This is a genomic window from Lentibacter sp. XHP0401, from assembly GCF_025751535.1.
Lineage (GTDB): Bacteria > Pseudomonadota > Alphaproteobacteria > Rhodobacterales > Rhodobacteraceae > Lentibacter.
Genome location: NZ_JAOWLC010000011.1, coordinates 26,811 through 45,728, shown reverse-complemented (window position 1 = coordinate 45,728; position 18,918 = coordinate 26,811). Strand labels below are relative to the sequence as shown.

Genomic DNA, 18,918 nt, shown 5'->3' with positions numbered 1-18,918 from the left:
TACTTTTCCTGAAATAAACCACATTTACGGGTTAACCCTTCCTTCATTAAGAAACGATAAATTAAATGCTGGCAGCCTGATAATGGCTGCGAATGAACGTGACTATGTGAGGTTTTTGCAATGCTTTTTAGTGATAGTCTTAAAAATAAAGTTCCACAGTTTGATGGTTGGGGGACTTTAGACGCTCTGACTGATCCGATTATTGTGTTTCACTCTGAATCACTCATTCTATGTCATATGAACAGCGCCGCGGCCCGTTTGACGGAGCGGTCTTTGATACGCAGTTCCAGTCAGGAATTTGTCCAAAGCATTATGGGCTTACCCGAACGGGACTTGCGCGCACATCTCGGAGAGTTGACCTCTCATGAGAGCGAAACTGTCAGATTAGATGTTGGCCTTTTTGGTTCTCAATTCGATGTCAGCCTTCAGCTTGCCAAAGGCGAGTTTGCAGAGCCGGTCGCCATTGCTGTCTTTCGTGATGTCACCGGACAACTCGAGGCGGACAGGCAGAAAAGGGAACTGGTTTCAAACGTAAGCCATGAACTTCGCTCTCCTTTGACTGCGATAAAGGGGGCAATGGGCTTGATCCTTTCTGGCGCTGCCGGCGAGATGCCCGCCAAGGCTCTGCAAATGGTACAGATCTGCCATAGGAACGCTGACCGACTTATACTTATTATCAACGACATTCTGGACCTTGATAAGATTACAAACGGGGCCATGATGTTTGACAATGACCATGTGCAGTTGGTCTCGCTTGTTAACGATGCCGTTGAGGCAATCGAGGGCTTCAAGAGCCGGTTTGATGTGACGATTGATATTGATATCGTTGATTCGGACATGATTTCATTTGTTGATCCGAACCGAATGGTGCAAGTTCTGGTAAATTTGCTTTCAAATGCGATCAAATTTTCATCTGCCGGCGGACATGTCACGATTCGATTGATGCGCCATGGTGATATGAACAGAATGAGCGTTATTGATCATGGAGAGGGCATCGCGACTGAAGATCAGGAGAGACTTTTTGGACGTTTTGTGCAAATTGGTGCACAAAACCGCGCTTCGACCGGTAGCACCGGTCTTGGCCTGAGCATTGTGAAGGCGATCGTTAACAACCAGGGTGGCGTTATAAGCTTCAAGAGTCGTTTGGGTGTTGGCACAACATTCCACGTCGATCTGCCAAACGCCGCGAGCGAAGACAACTGTCGCGAGAGTGATACAGGGAGACTAGGATGATTGTTTTTCATGTGGAAGATGACATGGACATACGCGAGATTGCGAAAATGTCCTTGGAGATGACCGGCGATTTCACTGTTGTTCAGTATGAGTGCGGTGAAGCTGCTATTGTAGGCTCCGGGAATGTCACCCCTGACGTTTTGCTTCTGGATGTGATGATGCCGGGTATGTCAGGGCCGGAAACCTTATCGAAGCTGCGTGAAATGGACCATCTTGCGACCGTTCCTGCGATCTACATGACCGCACGAGCTCAGCCCAACGAGATAGACGAATTTACAAGAACCGGAGCATTGGGGGTTATTATTAAGCCGTTTGATCCGGTTACCTTGGGGCAGCAAATTCTAGATATCGTGGCTGCTGGAGCTGATGCGTAATAGCTCGTCCGTGTTGGAAAATACGATGAAAGCTACTGGGCCGCCTATGTTGCTTGTAAAGGCTGGTCCAGAAACGCGTTGATCACTGGATAGAGTTCACTGTGCTGCACGCTTTGATCACCATTATGTTCTAGGATCAGATTTTCAATCTCGCGCGCCCGCGTGCCAAGTTGTTCGAACCCAAGCGTCCCCGCCGTGCCTGCTATTTTGTGAAGAACGGCGGCAATGTTTAAGAGAGCCTGATCGGCCTGATCCGGTGCTTCGGCTGCAACTTCCAGATTATGCTGTATTTCAGCTTTTCGCTCTTGAAGCAGCTTCAGAAAGCGCGCGCGGATCGGTTCAAGATTTGCGGCCAGACCGGCTTGCATCACGCTGTCATTTCTGTTGACCAGATGCAGCTGAGCTCTCTTTCAAGCTGTTCGGCCGCGTCTTCTGCACTGATATGTGCCTCGCGCAATGCTTCTACTGCGGCGGTGCCTTTTCTCCAGACGAGGCGATTTGGCCGGCCTGCACAAATGCGCACATCTAGGCTCATGCCATCGCTGGTGCATAGCTCCATAGCATGAATGCAGCGATTCATTTGATTGACCAGGCGTTCAAGATCAATATGCGTGACTCCTTCAACGACGGCTACATATGTGCCGTTGCCAGCATATGATACAAGACGTTGCGCTGGAAGCAAGCAATCAGAAATGGCTTCGCTTACATCTGTAATGACGCAAGAAAAATCGAAATCAGACAGGTTGCAGAACAGATCAGCGGCATGTCGGATGGTGAAACCTATTACAACCGAGCCACAAAGCTCTGAGCGAGACAGCTTGGTGACGTAGTTTTCCATAGCGTGATTTTCGATCACACCATCAACATCAAAGATTGGTATCGGGCTGTGCAAATTAAGTTCTTGTTGCACAAGGTCCCGGTTCCGACGCAGTGGGCTGGCGTTTGTCAGCTTGCTCGAAGTGTTGCGCGCCTCGATGGCGATTTTTTCAACCAGACTCAACCGGCCCTTGAGGCCGTTTAACTCAAAGGGCTTTGTGATGTAGTCAGTTGCCCCCGCATTAAAGGCCTTGTCGATGTAACTTTTCTCGGACATCGCGGTCAGCATGATAATCGGTGTCCGCAGATAAGCGTTCATCTCGCGTAAAATACCGCAGAATTCGATACCATCGGTTCCCGGCATCTGAATGTCGAGCAGGAAGCAATCGAAGTGTTTTTCCTGATGCTCGATGATGTTCAGGGCATCCGCAACGCTCTCTGCTGTGACGATCTCATGGTCGTCCATCGTTTCTACAAAAGCACTCAGGATTTCGAGTATGATGGGGTCGTCGTCTACGGCTAGAATGTGCATCGGTTGCTCCAGAAAACTGCTGCGCTCTTATTATTTACCCATCGGGGTGTTCAGCGCTTTCACAATACAATCTGAGCGAGAAATCTGGCGGCAATATGGCGAATTCCGATTATCTTAAGAAAAGTAGAATTGTTTTTGTCTCGGATTTGGGGCGTAAACCACTCCGGTTTTATATTGGATAACACTTATCCTTAAGTGGAGCCTGGCTGTTTGATAAGCATACGTTACTTATTGAGGGCGTTAAATACCATGATCGCTCCGCGTCTTGTTTGTTTGCAATCAGCCGCACGCCAACTGCTCTAGAGGTGGAGCAATCTGTGTGCAACGTGGCTCGGGAACATGCTTCGGAAATGTCGGATGTTGCCTTGCTCAACGATCAACCAAAAGCTTCTGCCCTTCTTCTTTTATCAAGGAGAAGATCTGGTGCTCTATTGTATCAACATTGGGTAAGATAGCAGATGCGCCGGCGGTAACGGCTTGAAGCTCTTTGGATAGCAGGGTCAACGCATCCTCACGTGACAGGATGCGTTTTGATGATATTTCCGAAACATCCAGCTTGACGTCCAAGCTGTCACAGGCGGGCAAATTCTGTAGTGCTTGGGTTGCGTTTTGGCGCAACCGAAGCTGGAACAGATCAGGGATCATATAGTGCCGGCCAATCACACAACAGACGAAGCATCCCCGCCCGATATATGCAAATTGGAACCGTTGGGCTGTGGCTGTTTGGGAAATTGTGGCGCTGATCGCTTGCAGCTGTTGCAGGATATCGGCACGTTTGGATTTGTTATTCAGGGCTGTGAAGTTTCGCACCCGAACGCGGAAGAGGTGCATTTGATACAGCCCTTCCTTCATTCTCAAGAAGCTATTCTCGATTTGGTAGTAATCGACCATGCCATCGACTTCGGGAAAGCGCACTCGCTCTGTCAGGTCGATGAGATCGAAATCTGATGCGAAAGAAATAAGAGCCCGCAAGGCATGTCGCCCCTGCTTCTCTTTTTTTAGCGTTTCGACAAGCTGCATTGCGGATTTTATTCTGCCAACAATTTCTGTCTGCTCGATCGGTTTTCTCAAAAAGTCGGTTGCACCGGCCTCGAACGCACGTTCCATGAATCGTTCTTCGGTTCCCGATGTGATCATAATGATCGGAGCTGCCCTGCATTCGCGCCGGTTTCGTAACTGCGTGCAAAGCTCGATGCCGTCCATTCCGCCAAGCATGATGTCGAGAAGGTAGCAATCAAACGGAACACGCTCCCGAGCCACCAAATCAAGCGCATCTTCTGCCGAATATGCAACGGTAATTTCGTCGAGATCCATTTCCGCCAGTTTTTCTGTAATCAGGGCGGTGAAAATAGGGTCGTCATCGACCAATAGGATACGCATGGTGACAGCCTCCGAATGAATGCTTTGTTGTCTCATCTTATAGTTGAATATTGTGTGAAGATGGCATTTTGGAGGCTTCAATCTGATTTCAGGTAAAAAATTTCCCATCCCGGAAAGTCAGGTGGAAAGCTCATATTTTAAGGGAGGCGAATTCTCGCTTATTGCAAGCGGGACTTGCCTGATCCCCAAGTAAAATAAGGTTATGCGGTGTTCTGAAGCATGTAATTATTATGGAATTCTCTATAAATTCCATTGTCGGGTTCGACTTCCTGAAGAGTTTTCACAATTTGAACAATATTCGGATTTACTACTTATAGGTGAGTAGGCTTTGGCAGCCCTCGAGCGGGTAGTTGGGCCTTCTATGGTCAACGTTAGAGCAAGAAAACGAAAGAGTAGGATCACTATGAAAATCTTAGCTGTCGATGACGATCGCGTCTCATTGGACCTTTTGGAGCTGTGTCTCACTGGAGGTGGTTATGAGCAGGTGACACTGATGTCTTCACCGCTTGAAGCGTTGCGAAACATTAGTGAAGCTGAGATTGCATATGATTGCATTCTTCTTGATGTTGAAATGCCGGAAAGAAACGGCATTCAGCTCTGCGCGGATATCCGGAGGCTCGCGCGCTATCATAGCACGCCAATCCTTATGATTACAAAGCATCAGGACCACGCAGCCGTCGAGCGGGCTTTTGCCAGCGGTGCGACCGACTATATTGCCAAGCCGTTCGAGTTCTTTGAGGTGTTGACCCGTATCAGAGTAGCCGAACGTCTTGTTCAGGAGCGGCAAGCTGCAATCGATAGCTACATTGCCGTTCAGCGTCTTTCGAGCGAGAAGCAGAAGAAAACCGAGACCTTGTCGAAATCCAAGCTCGATACGGTTCTATCTGAGGGGCAGTTTCAGGTAACCGGTGAATATCTATTGCCGCATTCGTTCTTTCAAAACTACTTGGAGCGCGCCACGCGAAGTGATGACTGTGATATCAATCTAATTGCTATGAAGATTGGCAATATCGACAGGATTTTTGAACAAACGAAAGCTTTGGAATTTGTGGACTTCCTGAAGGCTGCGGCCGACGCGATGCACTATGCTCTCAAGTCTGACAAGACATTCATGACCCATGCCGGAAATGGCGTGTTTTTGGGGGCAACTCGTGGCCTAAAGGACTTCGATGCGTTGACAGCAGAGACAGAGATTTTGCGCAGCATGGAGAATGAGGGTTTGCCACTCATGTGGCGGCCTGGTGCTCAACCCGAACCGATTGTGGGCACGCCCCTTCCTTTAACCGCAATGGCGAAACTGAATTTCAGAAGAGCAAGCAAAGCAGCTATAGCCCGTATGGAAAAGCGCGAGAAGGCGCTGGGCGGGCTAGGCCTTGCCGCACTCGTTGGTTGAATTGGTTCACCACAATCGTAACTCGGTTGGATGCTTGAAGGCAGAAAGAACCAGTAGAATAGGACGAGTGATGTTTCGGCTTTTGCTGAGTGTTCGAGGAGGAACTTAAAAAGCCGCAACATGCATTATTGCTGCCTGCGAGGTATCTCCGTCCATTGTCAGTTTCGGGCCAATAGGGAGAGCTCCCATTCCTATTCGCTCTAACCAACGCTTGAAAACGTATGGAACGATACCAATAACATGTGTCGCACCCTCAGATTTGGCCGCCCTTGCCATTTCTTGCATCAGCCTTGACTGGACCATTAGGCGGCGTTTGGCCGGGACATCGGGTGAAATGAAAAGCCGTGTCGCCTCCCAGATATAATTGGCGCTGGGTGCTTCTTCATAGAGAACATGCTGTGGGATGGTGTTGATGATACTAAGCTGTGCATCACGCAACATGTAGCTATAACATCCGCAACGTGCCTGGGTTGGCAATAACCTGATGCCTGCCAGGATTTCACCATACTCATGGAGCACGATAGACCGGCTTTGTGGAGTATCATATTGATCAAATTCCATTCCGTCGACTTGAGGTAGATCCCAAGACTTCGTGTCAATGAAAACGCGTTTTCGCGCACGGAGGAAATCTCCATAGAGTTCGCCGTATAGGTGCGCCGTTTTGACAGACAGAATTGTGCTACGAATGCGGTCGTTGGGTTCCCTATTTGTTGAGCGGAGAACACGGTTGGTGGGACTGGACATATTTTTTGATGGTGACTTGTCGCTTTTTCCCGCGGTTTCTGTAATGTTAGGAAAAACATCTCTTGCAAGCGTAGTTTGCTGAGTGGAAGAAGAATATCCCATGTTTGTATTTGCCTCGAGCGTTTCGTTTTTTCTTTTTTGAACTGAACTTCGAATGGAGCACACAAAATTGACACACTTTCGCCTTCACTCAATCAAATCTATAGTGAAGCTGAGTGAATGCAACCTATTGGTGTGGATTACTTAGCGGAGGGCGCTGGATTTGACCGGGTTTCCAAACATTGGCCAATCTTTAGCAGCCAGCGACCTTAAGCCGATCAGGCGTAGAATTCGTGACTACGCCAAGGTCGGGTTGCAACTTTATGCGCAACGGCTGCTCATATACACTGCGGCAACATGTTTAGCTGGCGCGTATTACAACTGGGTTATAGCCGGAACCTTCTATGTTCTTGTGATGATATGTGAAGTTTATGATGCCTGCGTTTTTCGGAGCATCATAGCGCGCAGAAAATGGGGCATTGACGATATTCGCAGTTCTATGCGGAAAATATATATTGGGACGTTCTTTAGCTCTGTCGCAATCGCGCTTTTTGCCATTTCGTTCGCCCTGCAACAGCATGCTGAATCAGGGCATTTTATGCCTATGTTTATCCTGGTTTCAGCTTCGATTTTTGCTACGATGAACAATCATCATTTTCTACCCGTGCTTGCTGTCCGGTTAACAATCTATGTTGCTGCAATCATTTTTATCCCGACTTACAATCTGTGGACTTTAAAGCCTCCGCTATCTTCGGAGCTGTGGCTGAATTTCTTTACAGTGTTGTTTGTTCTGGGTTTTCTTTTCGAGTTGGCAAGGAACTTTCTCGCAGGGTACTCCGCATCTCAACAGAGTCGACTTCTGCTTGAGGCAGAGCATGAAAAGACCAAAGCCGCTTATATCGCGAAAACCCAATTTCTCTCTACAGTCAGCCATGAACTACGCACGCCTTTGACCTCTATTAAAGGCGGGTTGGATTTGGCGAATTCAGGAGCATTGGGTGACATCCCCGAAAAAATGCGCAAACCGCTCGAAATAGCGTCTCGTAACACGCACAGGCTCGCTAACCTTGTTGACGACCTGTTGCTTTTACAACGGGCAGAAAGCGGGAAGCTGGATCTCTCATTGGAGACAATAGATATTGGGGATTTGGTTGCAGAAACCGTCGATCGCTTCCAGCCGTTTGCCAAAAGTGCAGGAGTGAAAATTAACACTGATGTTAAGCGAAACAAGTTTTGGGTGCGGTGTGATGCCAGAAGGATAGAGCAGGTTGTTACAAACCTGTTGTCCAATGCCGCGAAGTTTTCCGATGAGCAGGACGAAATTTACGTGACCCTTGAAGGGCGCGGAAATTATGTCCGAATTCTAGTTGCAGACAGAGGCATTGGCATCGCTGAGGGGTCTCATAGCAAAATATTCGAAGAATTTGGGCAAATTGATTCCTCGGATACCCGTAGCTTTGGGGGGACGGGGCTTGGCCTTAACATTTCAAAGCGTATTCTCGAAGCGCACGGTGCCAAGATTGATTTCACGAGTGTATTGGGCGAAGGCTCAACATTTTATGTGGAATTCTTGCGCGAAGATATGCCGTTAAGCTAACCTAACCTAACGGGCCCTTTTGTCGGGCGCCGTTGTCAGCAACTTTCAACTACGTGCATTGGATGCCAGAAAATGGCGGAGGAGGTGGGATTCGAACCCACGGAGGGCGTTAACCCTCGTCGGTTTTCAAGACCGGTGCATTCAACCACTCTGCCACTCCTCCGACGCGGCTTCCTTAGCCTGTGTTTGCGGCCGTGAAAACCTCAAAAATACAGTTACGCGCGAGATTTTTACAGAAGTGACATAAGCACGGCTTTCGTGGGTGACGAAATTACGCCGATTGTGAAGGGTAGACTTTTCATAAGCGCCCCAAAACGCTAAGCTGGAAAGCAATACGCATGGAAAAGCGTGCAATGTGGTGGGCACGGGCCTTTGAAACAGGTGGCCAGTGTTATTTTGGCAGAGAGCAGTATGCAAAAACAAATTAAGTTCGGTAAGTTCGGGACTACGCGGCGCTTGGGGCTTGTGCTTGGCGCGTCTTTAGCGCTGGCAGGCTGTGAAGAGGGGCGGGAATTTAACCTTTTCAAACCGAAGCCGGAGGCTGCGGCGGGGGCAATGTCTGAAACGCTTGGACAAAAGACTGTCGAGCGCGATGTGGAGGCGCCAGAAGTATTCCAGGTCACTGAAGCTGGTTTATGGGATGGCCGCCCTTCTCTGGGCGGTGTCTGGGTTGCACATCCTGAGGTGAAGGAACCGGAGCGGGTGATTATTCGCAACCCAGCGAATGGTAAATTTGTTGTGGGGGCTTTGTTCCGACGCGAGCGTGAGAACCCTGGGCCGCGTTTGCAGATATCGTCGGATGCCGCGGACGCGCTGGGCATGTTGGCGGGGGCTCCAAAAGAGTTGAATGTGACGGCGCTTCGGCGGGAGGATGTTGCCGTTGAAGCGGATGAGGCCGCTGGCCTGAGCGAGCCTGAATTTGTCGCGGAGACTTCGCTTGATCCGATCGATAGCGCGGGGGCAGCTATCGAAGCTGCTGAAGCGGCCGCACCTGCATCGACGCCAGCGCCGAAACCTGTAGCGGCGACACCTGGCAGCTCTACGCTGGCCAAGCCATATGTGCAGATCGGGATTTTCAGTGTTGAGAAAAACGCCAACAACACTGCAACAGCGATGCGCACGGCGGGGATGATTCCGACAGTGAAACAGCAGAGCCTTAACGGCAAAACTTTCTGGCGGGTTATCGTTGGGCCTGCGCAGAGCAAGTCTGATCTGGCCCAGCTGATCAAGAAGGTCAAATCACAGGGCTTTAACGATGCTTACGCGGTCAAGAACTAACATACTTAAACGGATGGAGGCGCTTATGCTGCGCGCAGCCCTTTTTATGCTTGGATTCGCGGTTGTCCTTTTAGGGCAGCCTGCCAGGCTTTCAGCCTTTGAGACGCAGGCCACCTCGGCTTTTGTGCTTGATCATACCACTGGGACTGTCTTGCTATCCAAGGATGCGGACGTGCCTTTGCCGCCTGCTTCCATGAGCAAGCTGATGACGCTTTACGTGGCGTTTGAAGCGGTGCGTGACGGGCGGCTGAAAATGGACGAGACATTACGTGTCTCGGAGCATGCGATGAGCTATGGCGGTTCGACTCTGTTTTTGCAGGCGGGAGAGCGTGTAAAGGTGGGCGATTTGTTGCGCGGGATCATCGTGCTTTCGGGCAATGATGCTTGTGTCGTGATCGCCGAGGCGCTCAGCCCGGACGGGACAGAGGCGGGCTTTTCGCGTTTTATGACAGAGCGGGCCAAAGAGCTTGGCATGACCCATTCGACATTTGCCAACTCGAACGGTTGGCCTAATGCCGGGCATCGCATGTCGATGCGTGATCTCGCGATTTTGGCGACACGGATGATCGATGATTTTCCCGAATTTTACGAGATGTTTGCGGAGAAAGAATTTTTGTTTGACGAGACGGAAAGCCAGAACCGCTTTAACCGTAACCCGCTTTTGGGCCTTGGCATTGGCGCAGACGGTTTGAAGACGGGGCATACGCAAGAGGCTGGCTATGGCCTCGTCGGCTCCGTCAAGCAGGGATCGCGGCGGATTGTCTTTGTGATCTCGGGATTACAGACCGAACAGGCCCGCGCACGTGAGGCGGAGGCGATTACCAACTGGGCATTTCGCCAGTTTACCACTGCCGAGCTTTTGAAAGAAGGTCAGGTCGTGGCGGAAGCCGAAGTCTGGATGGGCGAGGTTGACCGTGTTGCGCTAACTGCCGCAAAACCTTTGAACACCCTTGTGCCCACGGGTAGTACCGATGGTAAAGTCGAGGCTGAAGTTGTTTACAATGGTCCACTGAAAGCGCCTGTGAAAGCGGGGGATGAAGTGGGCAAGCTGATTATCCGGCCCGAGGGACTAGAGGCAACAGAAGTGCCTTTAATTGCGGCTTCTGATGTGGCGCAGGGCGGTGTGATGGTACGACTGCGCACGGCGTCGCAGCGGGCTATGAGCAAACTTTTGGCCGAGGCCGAGGGCGCGCTTTGAGCAAGACAAAAGCGCTGTTTATTACGCTGGAGGGAGTGGACGGGTCTGGCAAATCGACTCAGGCGAAGCTTTTGAAGGAAGCGCTGGAAGCGGCTGGCTACAAAGTATTGCTCACACGCGAGCCCGGGGGATCTCCGGGTGCAGAAGAAATACGCAGCCTTGTGCTTGAGGGCGACCCTGACCGTTGGTCTGCCGAGACAGAAATTTTGCTTTTTACAGCTGCGCGGCGCGACCATCTGGAGCGCACCATCGAGCCGGCTTTGGCGGCGGGAACGATTGTAATTTGTGACAGGTTTGTTGACTCAACGCGTATCTACCAAGGCCTCACGCGCGGTGATTTGCGGGAAGTAGTCGACAAGTTGCATGCGCTTATGATCGGGCGGGAGGCGGACCTGACACTGTTGTTTGATATGGACCCGAAACTTGGATTGGCGCGTGCCAAGGCGCGCCAGACAACCGAAGAGCGCTTTGAAGACATGGGGCTTGAGATGCAAGTCGCAATGCGGAAAGGTTTCCTCGACTTGGCGACCGCTGCGCCCGAGCGCTTTGTCGTGATTGATGCGGGGCGCGACATTGAGGCGATTGCGGTGGATATTTTAGCGGCTGTCAGGGCGGCGCTCTGATGGTGGAAGAAGCACTTGTCGAGCCTGACCGTTTGGACGGTACACCGCATCCGCGTGACACGGTGCAGCTTTACGGGCAGGCAGGTGCCGAAGCGCGGTTCTTGGAGGCCTATAACGCAGGACGCTTGCACCATGCGTGGCTTCTGACTGGGCCAAAGGGTGTTGGCAAAGCGACACTGGCATGGCGGATCGCGCGATTTTTGCTGACAGAAGAAGAGGCCGAGACGGGAATGTTTGGTGACATGCCGGATGCAAAGCCCGAGCGGCTGGATGTGCGTGTCGATCATCCTGTTTTGCAGCGTATTCTGGCAGGCTCGGAGCCGCGCTTGTTTCGTATCACCCGATCGGTAGAGGAAAAGAGCAAGCGACTGCGCGATGTGATTGTTGTGGATGATGTCCGGAAGCTTGGGCATTTTTTGTCGATGTCAGCGGCTGAGGGTGGGCGGCGTGTTGTCATTCTTGATGCAGCGGACGAGATGAACACGCAGGCGGCGAATGCGCTTTTGAAGATGCTGGAGGAGCCACCCAAACTGACCACGTTTTTGCTGATTGCACATCAGCCAGCGGGGCTATTGCCGACAATTCGCTCAAGGTGTCGAGAGCTTCGGCTGGCGACGCTGGCGCCTGAAGATATGGCGCAGGCCTTGCTGGCGGCAGGCATTGAGGCGGCGCTAGGCCAGGACGAGGCAAAGGCTTTGAGCGCGCTTTCTGGTGGCTCTGTGGGTGCGGCAGCACGCATTCTGGACCTTGAGGGGTTGGTGCTTTACGGTGAGTTAATCGCGATTTTCCAGAGCTTGCCTAAGCTCGATCGTTCGCGCGTGATGCGGCTTTCGGAGGCCTTTGCGGCGCGAGGGAGCGAGCAGAAACTGGATTTGCTTTTGGTTTTGCTTGAGACACTTTTGTTTCGCCTCGCCCGAGCTGGTGCGATGGGACCGGGCGCGCAGGATTTGGCGCACGCTGCCGAACCAGAGCTTTTTGCGAGACTTTCGCCCAATGGGTATGCAGCACAGCGCTGGGCGCAGCTTTCTGACGAGCTTTTGGCGCGGGCGCGTCACGGGCGGGCGGTGAACCTTGACCCTGCCGCGCTGATCCTTGATACGTTCTTGCGTATTCAACGATCAGTGGCTGAGCAGAGCGCAAGATGACATCACAGATAAAGATAACAGACAGCCACTGCCACCTAGACTTTCCCGATTTTGATGAAGAGCGCGCCGAGTTTGTGAGCCGCGCGGTTGAGGCGGGTGTGCATCGTATGGTGATTATATGCACGCGTCTTAAGAACGAGCCAAGTGTGCGGACGATTGCCGAAGAGTTTGCGCCTGTTTTTTATGCGGCGGGCACGCACCCCATGAGTGCGGCTGAGGAGCCGATGACCTCTGTAGACGAGCTGTGCCGCATTGCGCAGCACCCCAAGATGGTCGGGATTGGCGAGACTGGATTGGACTATTATTACACCGCCGAGAGCAAGGCGGTGCAGCAGGAGAGCCTGCGCATTCATTGTGCGGCAGCTGCCGAAACGGGCTTGCCGCTGATCATCCATGCGCGCGCGGCGGATGAGGATATGGTGCAGATTTTGGCGGAGGAGCATAAAAACGCGGGCTTCGGGTGTGTGATGCATTGCTTTTCCTCCAGCCGCGAGTTGGCAGAAGCTGCGCTTGACCTGGGGTTCTACCTGTCAATGTCAGGCATTGGAACGTTTCCCAAAAGCCAGGAGATCCGCGATATTTTTGCCAGCGCGCCTGTGGAGCGGATTTTGGTGGAAACCGATGCGCCCTATCTTGCGCCGCCGCCCTTCAGGGGCAAGCGCAATGAGCCATCATATGTTGTGCACACTGCCAAGGTTGCAGCCGAGGTGTTTGGCATGAGCTATGAAAGTTTTGCGGTGCAGTGTGAACAAAACTTCGAGCGTTTGTTTAGTAAAGCGGTATTTTCATGAACGACAGAATGCGCTTCACCATTCTGGGCTGCGGTTCGTCAGGCGGTGTGCCGCGCCTTGGTGGACATTGGGGCGATTGCGACCCTGCGAACCCGAAGAACGCGCGCCGCCGCTGTTCAATGCTGGTGGAGCGTGTGGGGGCCGGAGGCATAACGCGGGTGCTGATTGATACTTCGCCCGACTTGCGCAGCCAACTTCTGGATGCGGGTGTGGGCGAGCTTGATGCTGTGGTCTGGACACATTCTCACGCGGACCATGTGCATGGGCTTGATGATTTGCGGATGGTTGTTTTCAACATTCGCAAGCGGCTGCAGGTCTGGGCGGATGGCGACACGCAGCGCGATCTCTATGCGCGGTTCGGTTATGCTTTTGTGCAGCCGAAAGACAGCCCTTATCCGCCGATCCTCGAGATGAACACGATTGATGGACCTATCGAGGTGAGCGGTAAGGGCGGAGTGATCAGCCTTTTGCCCTTTGAGGTGAACCACGGCTCCATTGAGGCTTTGGGCTTTCGTATTGGCGACTTGGCTTATTTGCCTGATGTGGCGGCGATGAACGAGGAGGCTTGGCTGGCTGTTGCGGATTTGGACGTGTGGGTGCTGGATACCCTTCGCCGCACACCGCATCCGACCCATGCTCATTTGGCCAAATCACTTGAATGGATCGAGCAGGCTGCGCCAAAGCGGGCTGTTCTGACGAACATGCACAACGATCTCGACTATGACACGCTTGAGGCGGAGACGCCCGAGCATATCACCCCCGCGTTTGACGGTATGGTGATTGAGTTGAAGGCGTAACATGCAGGCGCTTCTGGATGTCATCCTGCCAGTTTTCCTTGTTGTTGGAGCGGGGTATGGCACGGTTAGATTTGGTTTGTTCTCCAACGACGTGATCGACTCGGTCATGAAGTTTACCCAGAACTTTGCGATCCCTGCTTTGCTTTTCAAGGCGATTTCAGGGCTGAACCTTGGGCAAAGCTTTGATCCGGCTTTGCTGCTTAGCTTTTACACAGGCTCGGCGACCTGCTTTTTTGTAGGACTATTGGCGGCGCGATATGTGTTCAGGCGCGATTGGGAAGATAGTGTGGCCATCGGCTTTTGCTGCCTGTTTGCCAATTCGGTGATGATGGGCCTTGCAATAACGGAGCGCGCATTTGGCGCGGATGCACTGGCTGCGAACTATGCCATCATCGCGGTGCATTCGCCGTTTTGCTACGGGCTTGGCATCACTGCGATGGAGATAGCGCGGGCACATGCCACGGGGCAGCCTGCGCGCACGCTACCTGCGACTGTGGGCAAAGCTATGTTTCGCAATGCGCTTGTGGTGGGTATTTTGCTTGGCTTTACGGCGAATCTGACGGGGCTTCATTTGCCGCAGGTCGGGCGGGATGCGCTGGATATGATTGTGAGCACGGCGCTGCCGCTGGCACTGTTCGGGCTTGGGGGCGTTTTGGTGCGCTACAAGATCAAGGGCGATGCGAAGATCGTCGCGTTTGTTTGCGTTGTTTCGCTGTTTTTACACCCAACGGTCGTGTGGAACATGGGGAAGGTGATGCAGATTGATGTGGGGCAGTATCGCTCTGCTGTGATTACGGCAGCTATGGCTCCGGGTGTGAACGCCTATATTTTTGCAAGCATTTATGGCAAAGCACAAAAAGTCGCCGCGACCTCTGTTTTGGTCGCGACGAGTTTGTCGTTGTTCAGTGTCTGGCTGTGGCTTGGCTGGTTGCCTTAAGCCGCATCAGAAATGGGTTTACGTGTCGAGATAAACACCGCGCGGCGTGATCCGCGCTCCCACGGCATTGTTGTTGTTTCGCTTTGGGCGGCTTTGATTACGTTCTCTAGCCAGCGCTTGCGCTTTGGGGTTGCCTGCATGTGTCCTACTCCTCGTGACGTGCCATTCGTTGCTGGCTTCATTGTTGCTCAGGAGTGAATAAAGCCTGCAAATGGGGCGCAGATTGGGCAACTTGAGGACAATACCGCGGTAATTGGGAAACGAAACCGAGGCTGGGGCGGGATTGTTTCTTTACAGGCGAATGACTGAAACGAGGCGGCCATAGTCTTTTTCGCCCCTGTGGGTGGTGCGCCGATAGCTGTAAAAGCGTTCTTCATCGGCGTAGGTGCAATGGCCTGTCCAGTCGGCCGCGCCTACACCACGGGCGCGCAGGCGCGCGAGGCCGAAGCTTGGCAGATCAAACAGGTATTTGTCGGGCGCGGCACCATTGGTGAAAAATCGGGTTGTTTCGGGGTCCTCATCCATGAAGCGCTCGAAGAACTCCTGACCCACCTCATAGGCGCGCTGCGAGATGCAGGGGCCGATGACGGCAGTGATATTTTCAGCTTTGGCGCCGAGGGCTTCCATGGCATCTACGGTGGCCTCTAACACGCCGGTTTGCGCGCCTTTCCAACCTGCATGGGCTGCACCTATGACGCCAGCATGTGGATCGGCAAAGAGCACGGGTTGGCAATCGGCTGTGAGGATTGCAAGACCGATGCCTTTTGTCGCGGTGACCATGGCGTCAGCTTTCGGCTTTTCGGTGAATGGCTCGGTGATGTGGATCACATCGGGCGAATGGACCTGATGCACCGAAGCGAGAGATTCGGGGGCAAGCTCAAGCGCTTCCGCAACGCGGGCGCGGTTGAGAGCGACAATTTCACTTTGATCGGAGGAGCCGTGACCGCAGTTGAGGCCTTGAAAAATACCCGACGAAGCGCCGCCCTTACGGGTGAAGAACCCGTGAGCAAAGGGCGCAAGGCCCGTGTCGGTTATGATTTCAAGCACCATTCTCAAGTCCTGCGGGGCTGGGCGCACCTTTTTGCGTGAGCGCCATGACTTTGAAGAGCGTCCCCATTTCGTCGGGGTGCGTCAAGCGGCGATGTGCCATGATGTGGCTTTCAAGGGCCTGTCCTGTGAGGTTTTTGGCCAGGGCTTGCGCGCGTGCGGTGATACCGAGGCGCTCAAGAAAGACGCCTTGGGGCGTGAGCGCCGTGTGCACGGCAGGCTGAGCGGCGCGGACGAGTGCCTCAAAGTCAACATGGGCTGTGAGGTCGGCTGTGCCGAGGGCTTCGAGCGGGCTGACGCTTTTATGCGCCTTGACGGCTTGAAAGGTGTCGCCACAGGAGCGCCAGTTGCCATAGTCGATAATCAGCGCGGTTCCGCCGTGCGCGGCGATATGCGCGCCCATGTCGGAGGCCATGGCCTCGGCGTGGCCAGAGAGTTCGACGATATCGCCTTTTTGCGTGTCGCTGAGGCGGTGCTCGAGGGCAGCGAGGTGCGTCGCTTCGGTAAGCCCGAAGGCGAGAACGCCGTTTTCCAAGCCCACAACGCGCTCGCGCCAGCCGGCTTCATCGCGGATGAATTGGCGGATCGGAAGCGCATCGAAGAATTCGTTGGCGATGAGCAAGAGAGGTTGGGGTTTGGGTGCGAAAGTGTTGGCCCACGTCGGTGCGTGGCCTGTGAGGGCCTCGGCTTGGCGCGCGCGCAGGGCTGGCGAGGTTTCAACAAGCAGGATTTCGGCAGCCGTATGGAAACCTTGGACGCCGCGTGTGGCACGCAGGATATCGGCCATGAGAGTGCCACGCCCCGGGCCAAGCTCGGCGAGTGTGAAGGGAGCAGGCGCGCCCATGTCGAGCCATGTTTGCGCAAGGCAGAGGCCAATCAGTTCACCGAACATCTGGCTGATTTCGGGAGCTGTGGTGAAGTCTCCGCCTGCGCCCAAGGGATCGCGGGTTGTGTAATAGCCGTGCTCGGGGTGTTGGAGGCACAACGCCATGAACTCGGCAAGCGTGAGCGGGCCGCTTGTGCGGATGAGCGCGGTGATATGCTTTTCAAGTGCGCTCATGGCGCCCGCTGACGGCGCGCCCAGAATATGATGGCGACGCCGATGAGAACCATGGGGAGCGAGAGGAGCTGACCCATCGTGAGGCCAAGGAAAACATGGCCGAAGGGGTTTTCAGATGTGATGAACTGAGCATCGGCTTGGCGGAACTGCTCCACGATAAAGCGCGCTGTGCCGTAGCCAGCAATGAAGATACCAGTGACCAAACCAGGGATTTTGAGCGCGCTGCGCGCGAAGGCGAGGTAGAGCAGAACGAGGCCGAGCAGCGCGCCTTCGAGGGCGGCCTGGTAGAGTTGCGAGGGGTGGCGCGTAAGCTCGCCGCCTGTGTAAAACCACTCGCCCGCTTTTTCACAACCTTGAAGCATGGTGTTTTGGCACATGGTCGGGAATTTCATGGCCCATGGCACATCTGACGGTCTTCCCCAAAGCTCCGCGTTGATAAAATTAGCCAAGCGGCCGAGCATAAGGCCCCAGGGCACGCCAAGTGCGATGGTATCGGCAGCTGCGATTTTGCTCACGCCATTGCGGGCACACCACATCCATGAAGCGACGACCACACCGAGGAAGCCGCCGTGAAAAGCCATGCCGCCTTGCCAGACCTTGAGGATTTGGGACGGGTTGGTGAGGTAATAGGCGGGCTCATAGAATAGAACGAAGCCGATTCGGCCTCCGAGGATGATGCCGATGATGATCCAAGTCAGCAGGTCTTCAAGCTGTTGTTTTGTGACGGGCGGAGCGCCTTCCCAAAGGTCTTCACGGCTCACTGCGCGGATGCTGACGCGCCATGCGATGATAATTCCGACGATATAGGCGAGGGCATACCAGCGCAGGGCGAACTCCATGCCGCCGATGGGGAGCGTGAAAATTTCGGGCGAAACTTCGGGGAAGGGGATTTGTGCTAACATAAGTCACGTTGTTGCCTGCCTTGCGGGTGCGGTCAAGCTTGAGAATGCGCGCGCGCTGCCCCATATAGGGAGCAAGCAATGTGCCAAGGAGACAAGACCCGTGCAAACACGCAATAAAGTTCTGGATGATATTTCCCAGTTGATGACAAACGCGATGGGTGTGGCCCAAGGCGCGAAAACCGAAGCCGAGACGGCGATGAAATCCATGATGGATCGCTGGTTGGCGGACCGTGAGTTTGTGACGCGCGAAGAGTTTGATGCGGTGCGCGCCATGGCACAGAAGGCTCGCGAAGAGAACGAGACGCTGAAGGCGCGGCTGGATGCGCTGGAGACGGCGAAGAAGGCCACCACAAAGAAAAAGTAAGGCTTGCTCGGAGGCCTTGAGGCTGTTTCACTCGGAGCATGAGTGATGAGGAGCCAGACCTTGATGCAGCCTATGGGCTGAAAACCCCAGATGACAGCAAGCGGCTTTATGCGGCTTGGGCCAAGACCTATGATGCGGGTTTTGCCGCGCGGATGGATTATTGCCTACCCGAGCGGGTTGTTAAGGCGTTCGTTGGGTGCTGCCCTCAAGGGCCTGTTTTGGACATTGGCGCAGGAACAGGACTTGTAGGGGCGCATATGGCGGCGGCTGGGCTTGGGCCTGTGGACGGCGTGGACATCTGCCAAGAGATGCTGGATGTGGCCGCAGAGCGCGGGGTGTATCGGTTGCTGTTTCTGGGCGACATGACAGGGCGGCTGGATGTGGTGGATGGCGCTTACGGGGCTGTGATTTCGTCAGGGACATTTACCACAGGCCACGTTGGGCCAGAGGCTTTGGACGAAGTGCTGCGGGTGGCGGCAACGGGCGCGCAGATCGCGATTTCCGTGAGCAAGGCGCATTGGAACGCGGCGGGGTTTGCCGCGAAGTTTGCGGAGCTTGCGGGGCAGATTGCTGATCTGAAGCTGAAAACCGTGCGGATTTATGGCGACAAGACCGAAGGTGCACATGCGCTGGATGAGGGGTATGTTGTGTTGTTCAGGAAGGGGTAG

Annotated in this window: 21 protein-coding genes and 1 tRNA gene; 13 read left to right on the top strand and 9 right to left on the bottom strand. The window is 53.6% G+C overall.

Going from position 1 to position 18,918, the window contains the following annotated elements:
- Positions 1-120: 120 nt before the first annotated feature.
- Both OE750_RS14125 and OE750_RS14120 read left to right on the top strand, forming a co-directional pair.
- Complete coding sequence (locus OE750_RS14125; protein ID WP_263764920.1) at positions 121-1,233, top strand: sensor histidine kinase; 1,113 nt, start codon at positions 121-123, stop codon at positions 1,231-1,233.
- Positions 1,230-1,607 carry a response regulator gene (locus OE750_RS14120; protein WP_263764919.1) on the top strand — a complete coding sequence of 126 codons (378 nt, stop codon included), beginning with the start codon at positions 1,230-1,232 and terminating at the stop codon, positions 1,605-1,607. Before OE750_RS14125 ends, OE750_RS14120 begins: the two co-directional genes overlap by 4 nt.
- Before the next feature lie 44 nt (positions 1,608-1,651).
- Here the strand turns inward: OE750_RS14120 and OE750_RS14115 are convergent, their stop codons facing one another.
- The 3 genes from OE750_RS14115 to OE750_RS14105 form a co-directional block, all read right to left on the bottom strand.
- Entirely contained in the window at positions 1,652-1,975 is a 324-nt protein-coding gene (locus tag OE750_RS14115) for an Hpt domain-containing protein (RefSeq protein ID WP_263764918.1), read from the bottom strand.
- Positions 1,975-2,955: a response regulator gene (locus OE750_RS14110; protein ID WP_263764917.1), complete on the bottom strand. Its 981-nt coding sequence runs from the start codon at positions 2,953-2,955 to the stop codon at positions 1,975-1,977. Before OE750_RS14110 ends, OE750_RS14115 begins: the two co-directional genes overlap by 1 nt.
- A 369-nt stretch (positions 2,956-3,324) precedes the next feature.
- On the bottom strand, positions 3,325-4,371 hold the full coding sequence (locus OE750_RS14105) for a response regulator (protein WP_263764916.1): 1,047 nt from the start codon (positions 4,369-4,371) through the stop codon (positions 3,325-3,327).
- A 367-nt stretch (positions 4,372-4,738) separates the two neighbouring features.
- Here OE750_RS14105 and OE750_RS14100 point away from each other — a divergent pair, with 367 nt between their 5' ends.
- Positions 4,739-5,728, top strand: coding sequence for a response regulator (locus tag OE750_RS14100; RefSeq protein ID WP_263764915.1), 990 nt, complete (start codon positions 4,739-4,741; stop codon positions 5,726-5,728).
- Between the two features lie 105 nt (positions 5,729-5,833).
- Here the strand turns inward: OE750_RS14100 and OE750_RS14095 are convergent, their stop codons facing one another.
- Positions 5,834-6,574 carry an acyl-homoserine-lactone synthase gene (locus OE750_RS14095; RefSeq protein ID WP_263764914.1) on the bottom strand — a complete coding sequence of 247 codons (741 nt, stop codon included), beginning with the start codon at positions 6,572-6,574 and terminating at the stop codon, positions 5,834-5,836.
- 160 nt (positions 6,575-6,734) lie between these two features.
- On the opposite strand from OE750_RS14095, the gene OE750_RS14090 reads away from it, so the two are divergent.
- Positions 6,735-8,108 (top strand): sensor histidine kinase, encoded by a 1,374-nt coding sequence (locus tag OE750_RS14090; RefSeq protein ID WP_263764913.1) that lies wholly within the window; start codon positions 6,735-6,737, stop codon positions 8,106-8,108.
- Between the two features lie 73 nt (positions 8,109-8,181).
- On the opposite strand, the gene OE750_RS14085 is transcribed toward OE750_RS14090, so the two are convergent.
- Positions 8,182-8,271, bottom strand: a tRNA-Ser gene (locus OE750_RS14085).
- A 248-nt stretch (positions 8,272-8,519) separates the two neighbouring features.
- Here OE750_RS14085 and OE750_RS14080 point away from each other — a divergent pair.
- The 7 genes from OE750_RS14080 to OE750_RS14050 are packed head-to-tail and all read left to right on the top strand — an operon-like array spanning position 8,520 to position 14,877.
- Positions 8,520-9,386, top strand: a complete 867-nt coding sequence (locus tag OE750_RS14080) for an SPOR domain-containing protein (RefSeq protein WP_263764912.1) — start codon at positions 8,520-8,522, stop codon at positions 9,384-9,386.
- A gap of 25 nt (positions 9,387-9,411) precedes the next feature.
- On the top strand, positions 9,412-10,584 hold the full coding sequence (locus tag OE750_RS14075; protein ID WP_412176231.1) for a D-alanyl-D-alanine carboxypeptidase family protein: 1,173 nt from the start codon (positions 9,412-9,414) through the stop codon (positions 10,582-10,584).
- A complete protein-coding gene (tmk, locus tag OE750_RS14070; RefSeq protein ID WP_263764911.1) occupies positions 10,581-11,207 on the top strand; it encodes a dTMP kinase in 627 nt (208 codons plus the stop codon). Before OE750_RS14075 ends, tmk begins: the two co-directional genes overlap by 4 nt.
- Positions 11,207-12,352, top strand: a complete 1,146-nt coding sequence (locus OE750_RS14065; RefSeq protein ID WP_263764910.1) for a DNA polymerase III subunit delta' — start codon at positions 11,207-11,209, stop codon at positions 12,350-12,352. The genes tmk and OE750_RS14065 overlap by 1 nt, the downstream gene beginning before the upstream one ends.
- A complete protein-coding gene (locus OE750_RS14060) occupies positions 12,349-13,143 on the top strand; it encodes a TatD family hydrolase (protein WP_263764909.1) in 795 nt (264 codons plus the stop codon). The genes OE750_RS14065 and OE750_RS14060 overlap by 4 nt, the downstream gene beginning before the upstream one ends.
- The gene (locus OE750_RS14055; RefSeq protein WP_263764908.1) at positions 13,140-13,940 is read left to right on the top strand and encodes an MBL fold metallo-hydrolase; all 801 of its coding nucleotides are present in this window, start codon (positions 13,140-13,142) and stop codon (positions 13,938-13,940) included. Before OE750_RS14060 ends, OE750_RS14055 begins: the two co-directional genes overlap by 4 nt.
- Before the next feature lies 1 nt (position 13,941).
- Positions 13,942-14,877: an AEC family transporter gene (locus tag OE750_RS14050; protein ID WP_263764907.1), complete on the top strand. Its 936-nt coding sequence runs from the start codon at positions 13,942-13,944 to the stop codon at positions 14,875-14,877.
- Here OE750_RS14050 and OE750_RS14045 read toward each other — a convergent pair.
- The 4 genes from OE750_RS14045 to lgt form a co-directional block, all read right to left on the bottom strand.
- Positions 14,874-15,017, bottom strand: a complete 144-nt coding sequence (locus OE750_RS14045) for a hypothetical protein (protein ID WP_263764906.1) — start codon at positions 15,015-15,017, stop codon at positions 14,874-14,876. The genes OE750_RS14050 and OE750_RS14045 overlap by 4 nt on opposite strands.
- Before the next feature lie 151 nt (positions 15,018-15,168).
- Positions 15,169-15,927, bottom strand: a complete 759-nt coding sequence (pgeF, locus tag OE750_RS14040) for a peptidoglycan editing factor PgeF (RefSeq protein ID WP_263764905.1) — start codon at positions 15,925-15,927, stop codon at positions 15,169-15,171.
- Entirely contained in the window at positions 15,917-16,984 is a 1,068-nt protein-coding gene (locus OE750_RS14035) for a class I SAM-dependent methyltransferase (protein WP_263764904.1), read from the bottom strand. The genes pgeF and OE750_RS14035 overlap by 11 nt, the downstream gene beginning before the upstream one ends.
- The gene (gene lgt / locus OE750_RS14030; RefSeq protein ID WP_263764903.1) at positions 16,981-17,886 is read right to left on the bottom strand and encodes a prolipoprotein diacylglyceryl transferase; all 906 of its coding nucleotides are present in this window, start codon (positions 17,884-17,886) and stop codon (positions 16,981-16,983) included. Before lgt ends, OE750_RS14035 begins: the two co-directional genes overlap by 4 nt.
- Positions 17,887-17,986: 100 nt before the next feature.
- Between lgt and OE750_RS14025 the strand changes: the two genes are divergently transcribed.
- Entirely contained in the window at positions 17,987-18,250 is a 264-nt protein-coding gene (locus OE750_RS14025) for an accessory factor UbiK family protein (protein WP_263764902.1), read from the top strand.
- 38 nt (positions 18,251-18,288) lie between these two features.
- The gene (locus OE750_RS14020) at positions 18,289-18,918 is read left to right on the top strand and encodes a class I SAM-dependent DNA methyltransferase (protein WP_263764901.1); all 630 of its coding nucleotides are present in this window, start codon (positions 18,289-18,291) and stop codon (positions 18,916-18,918) included.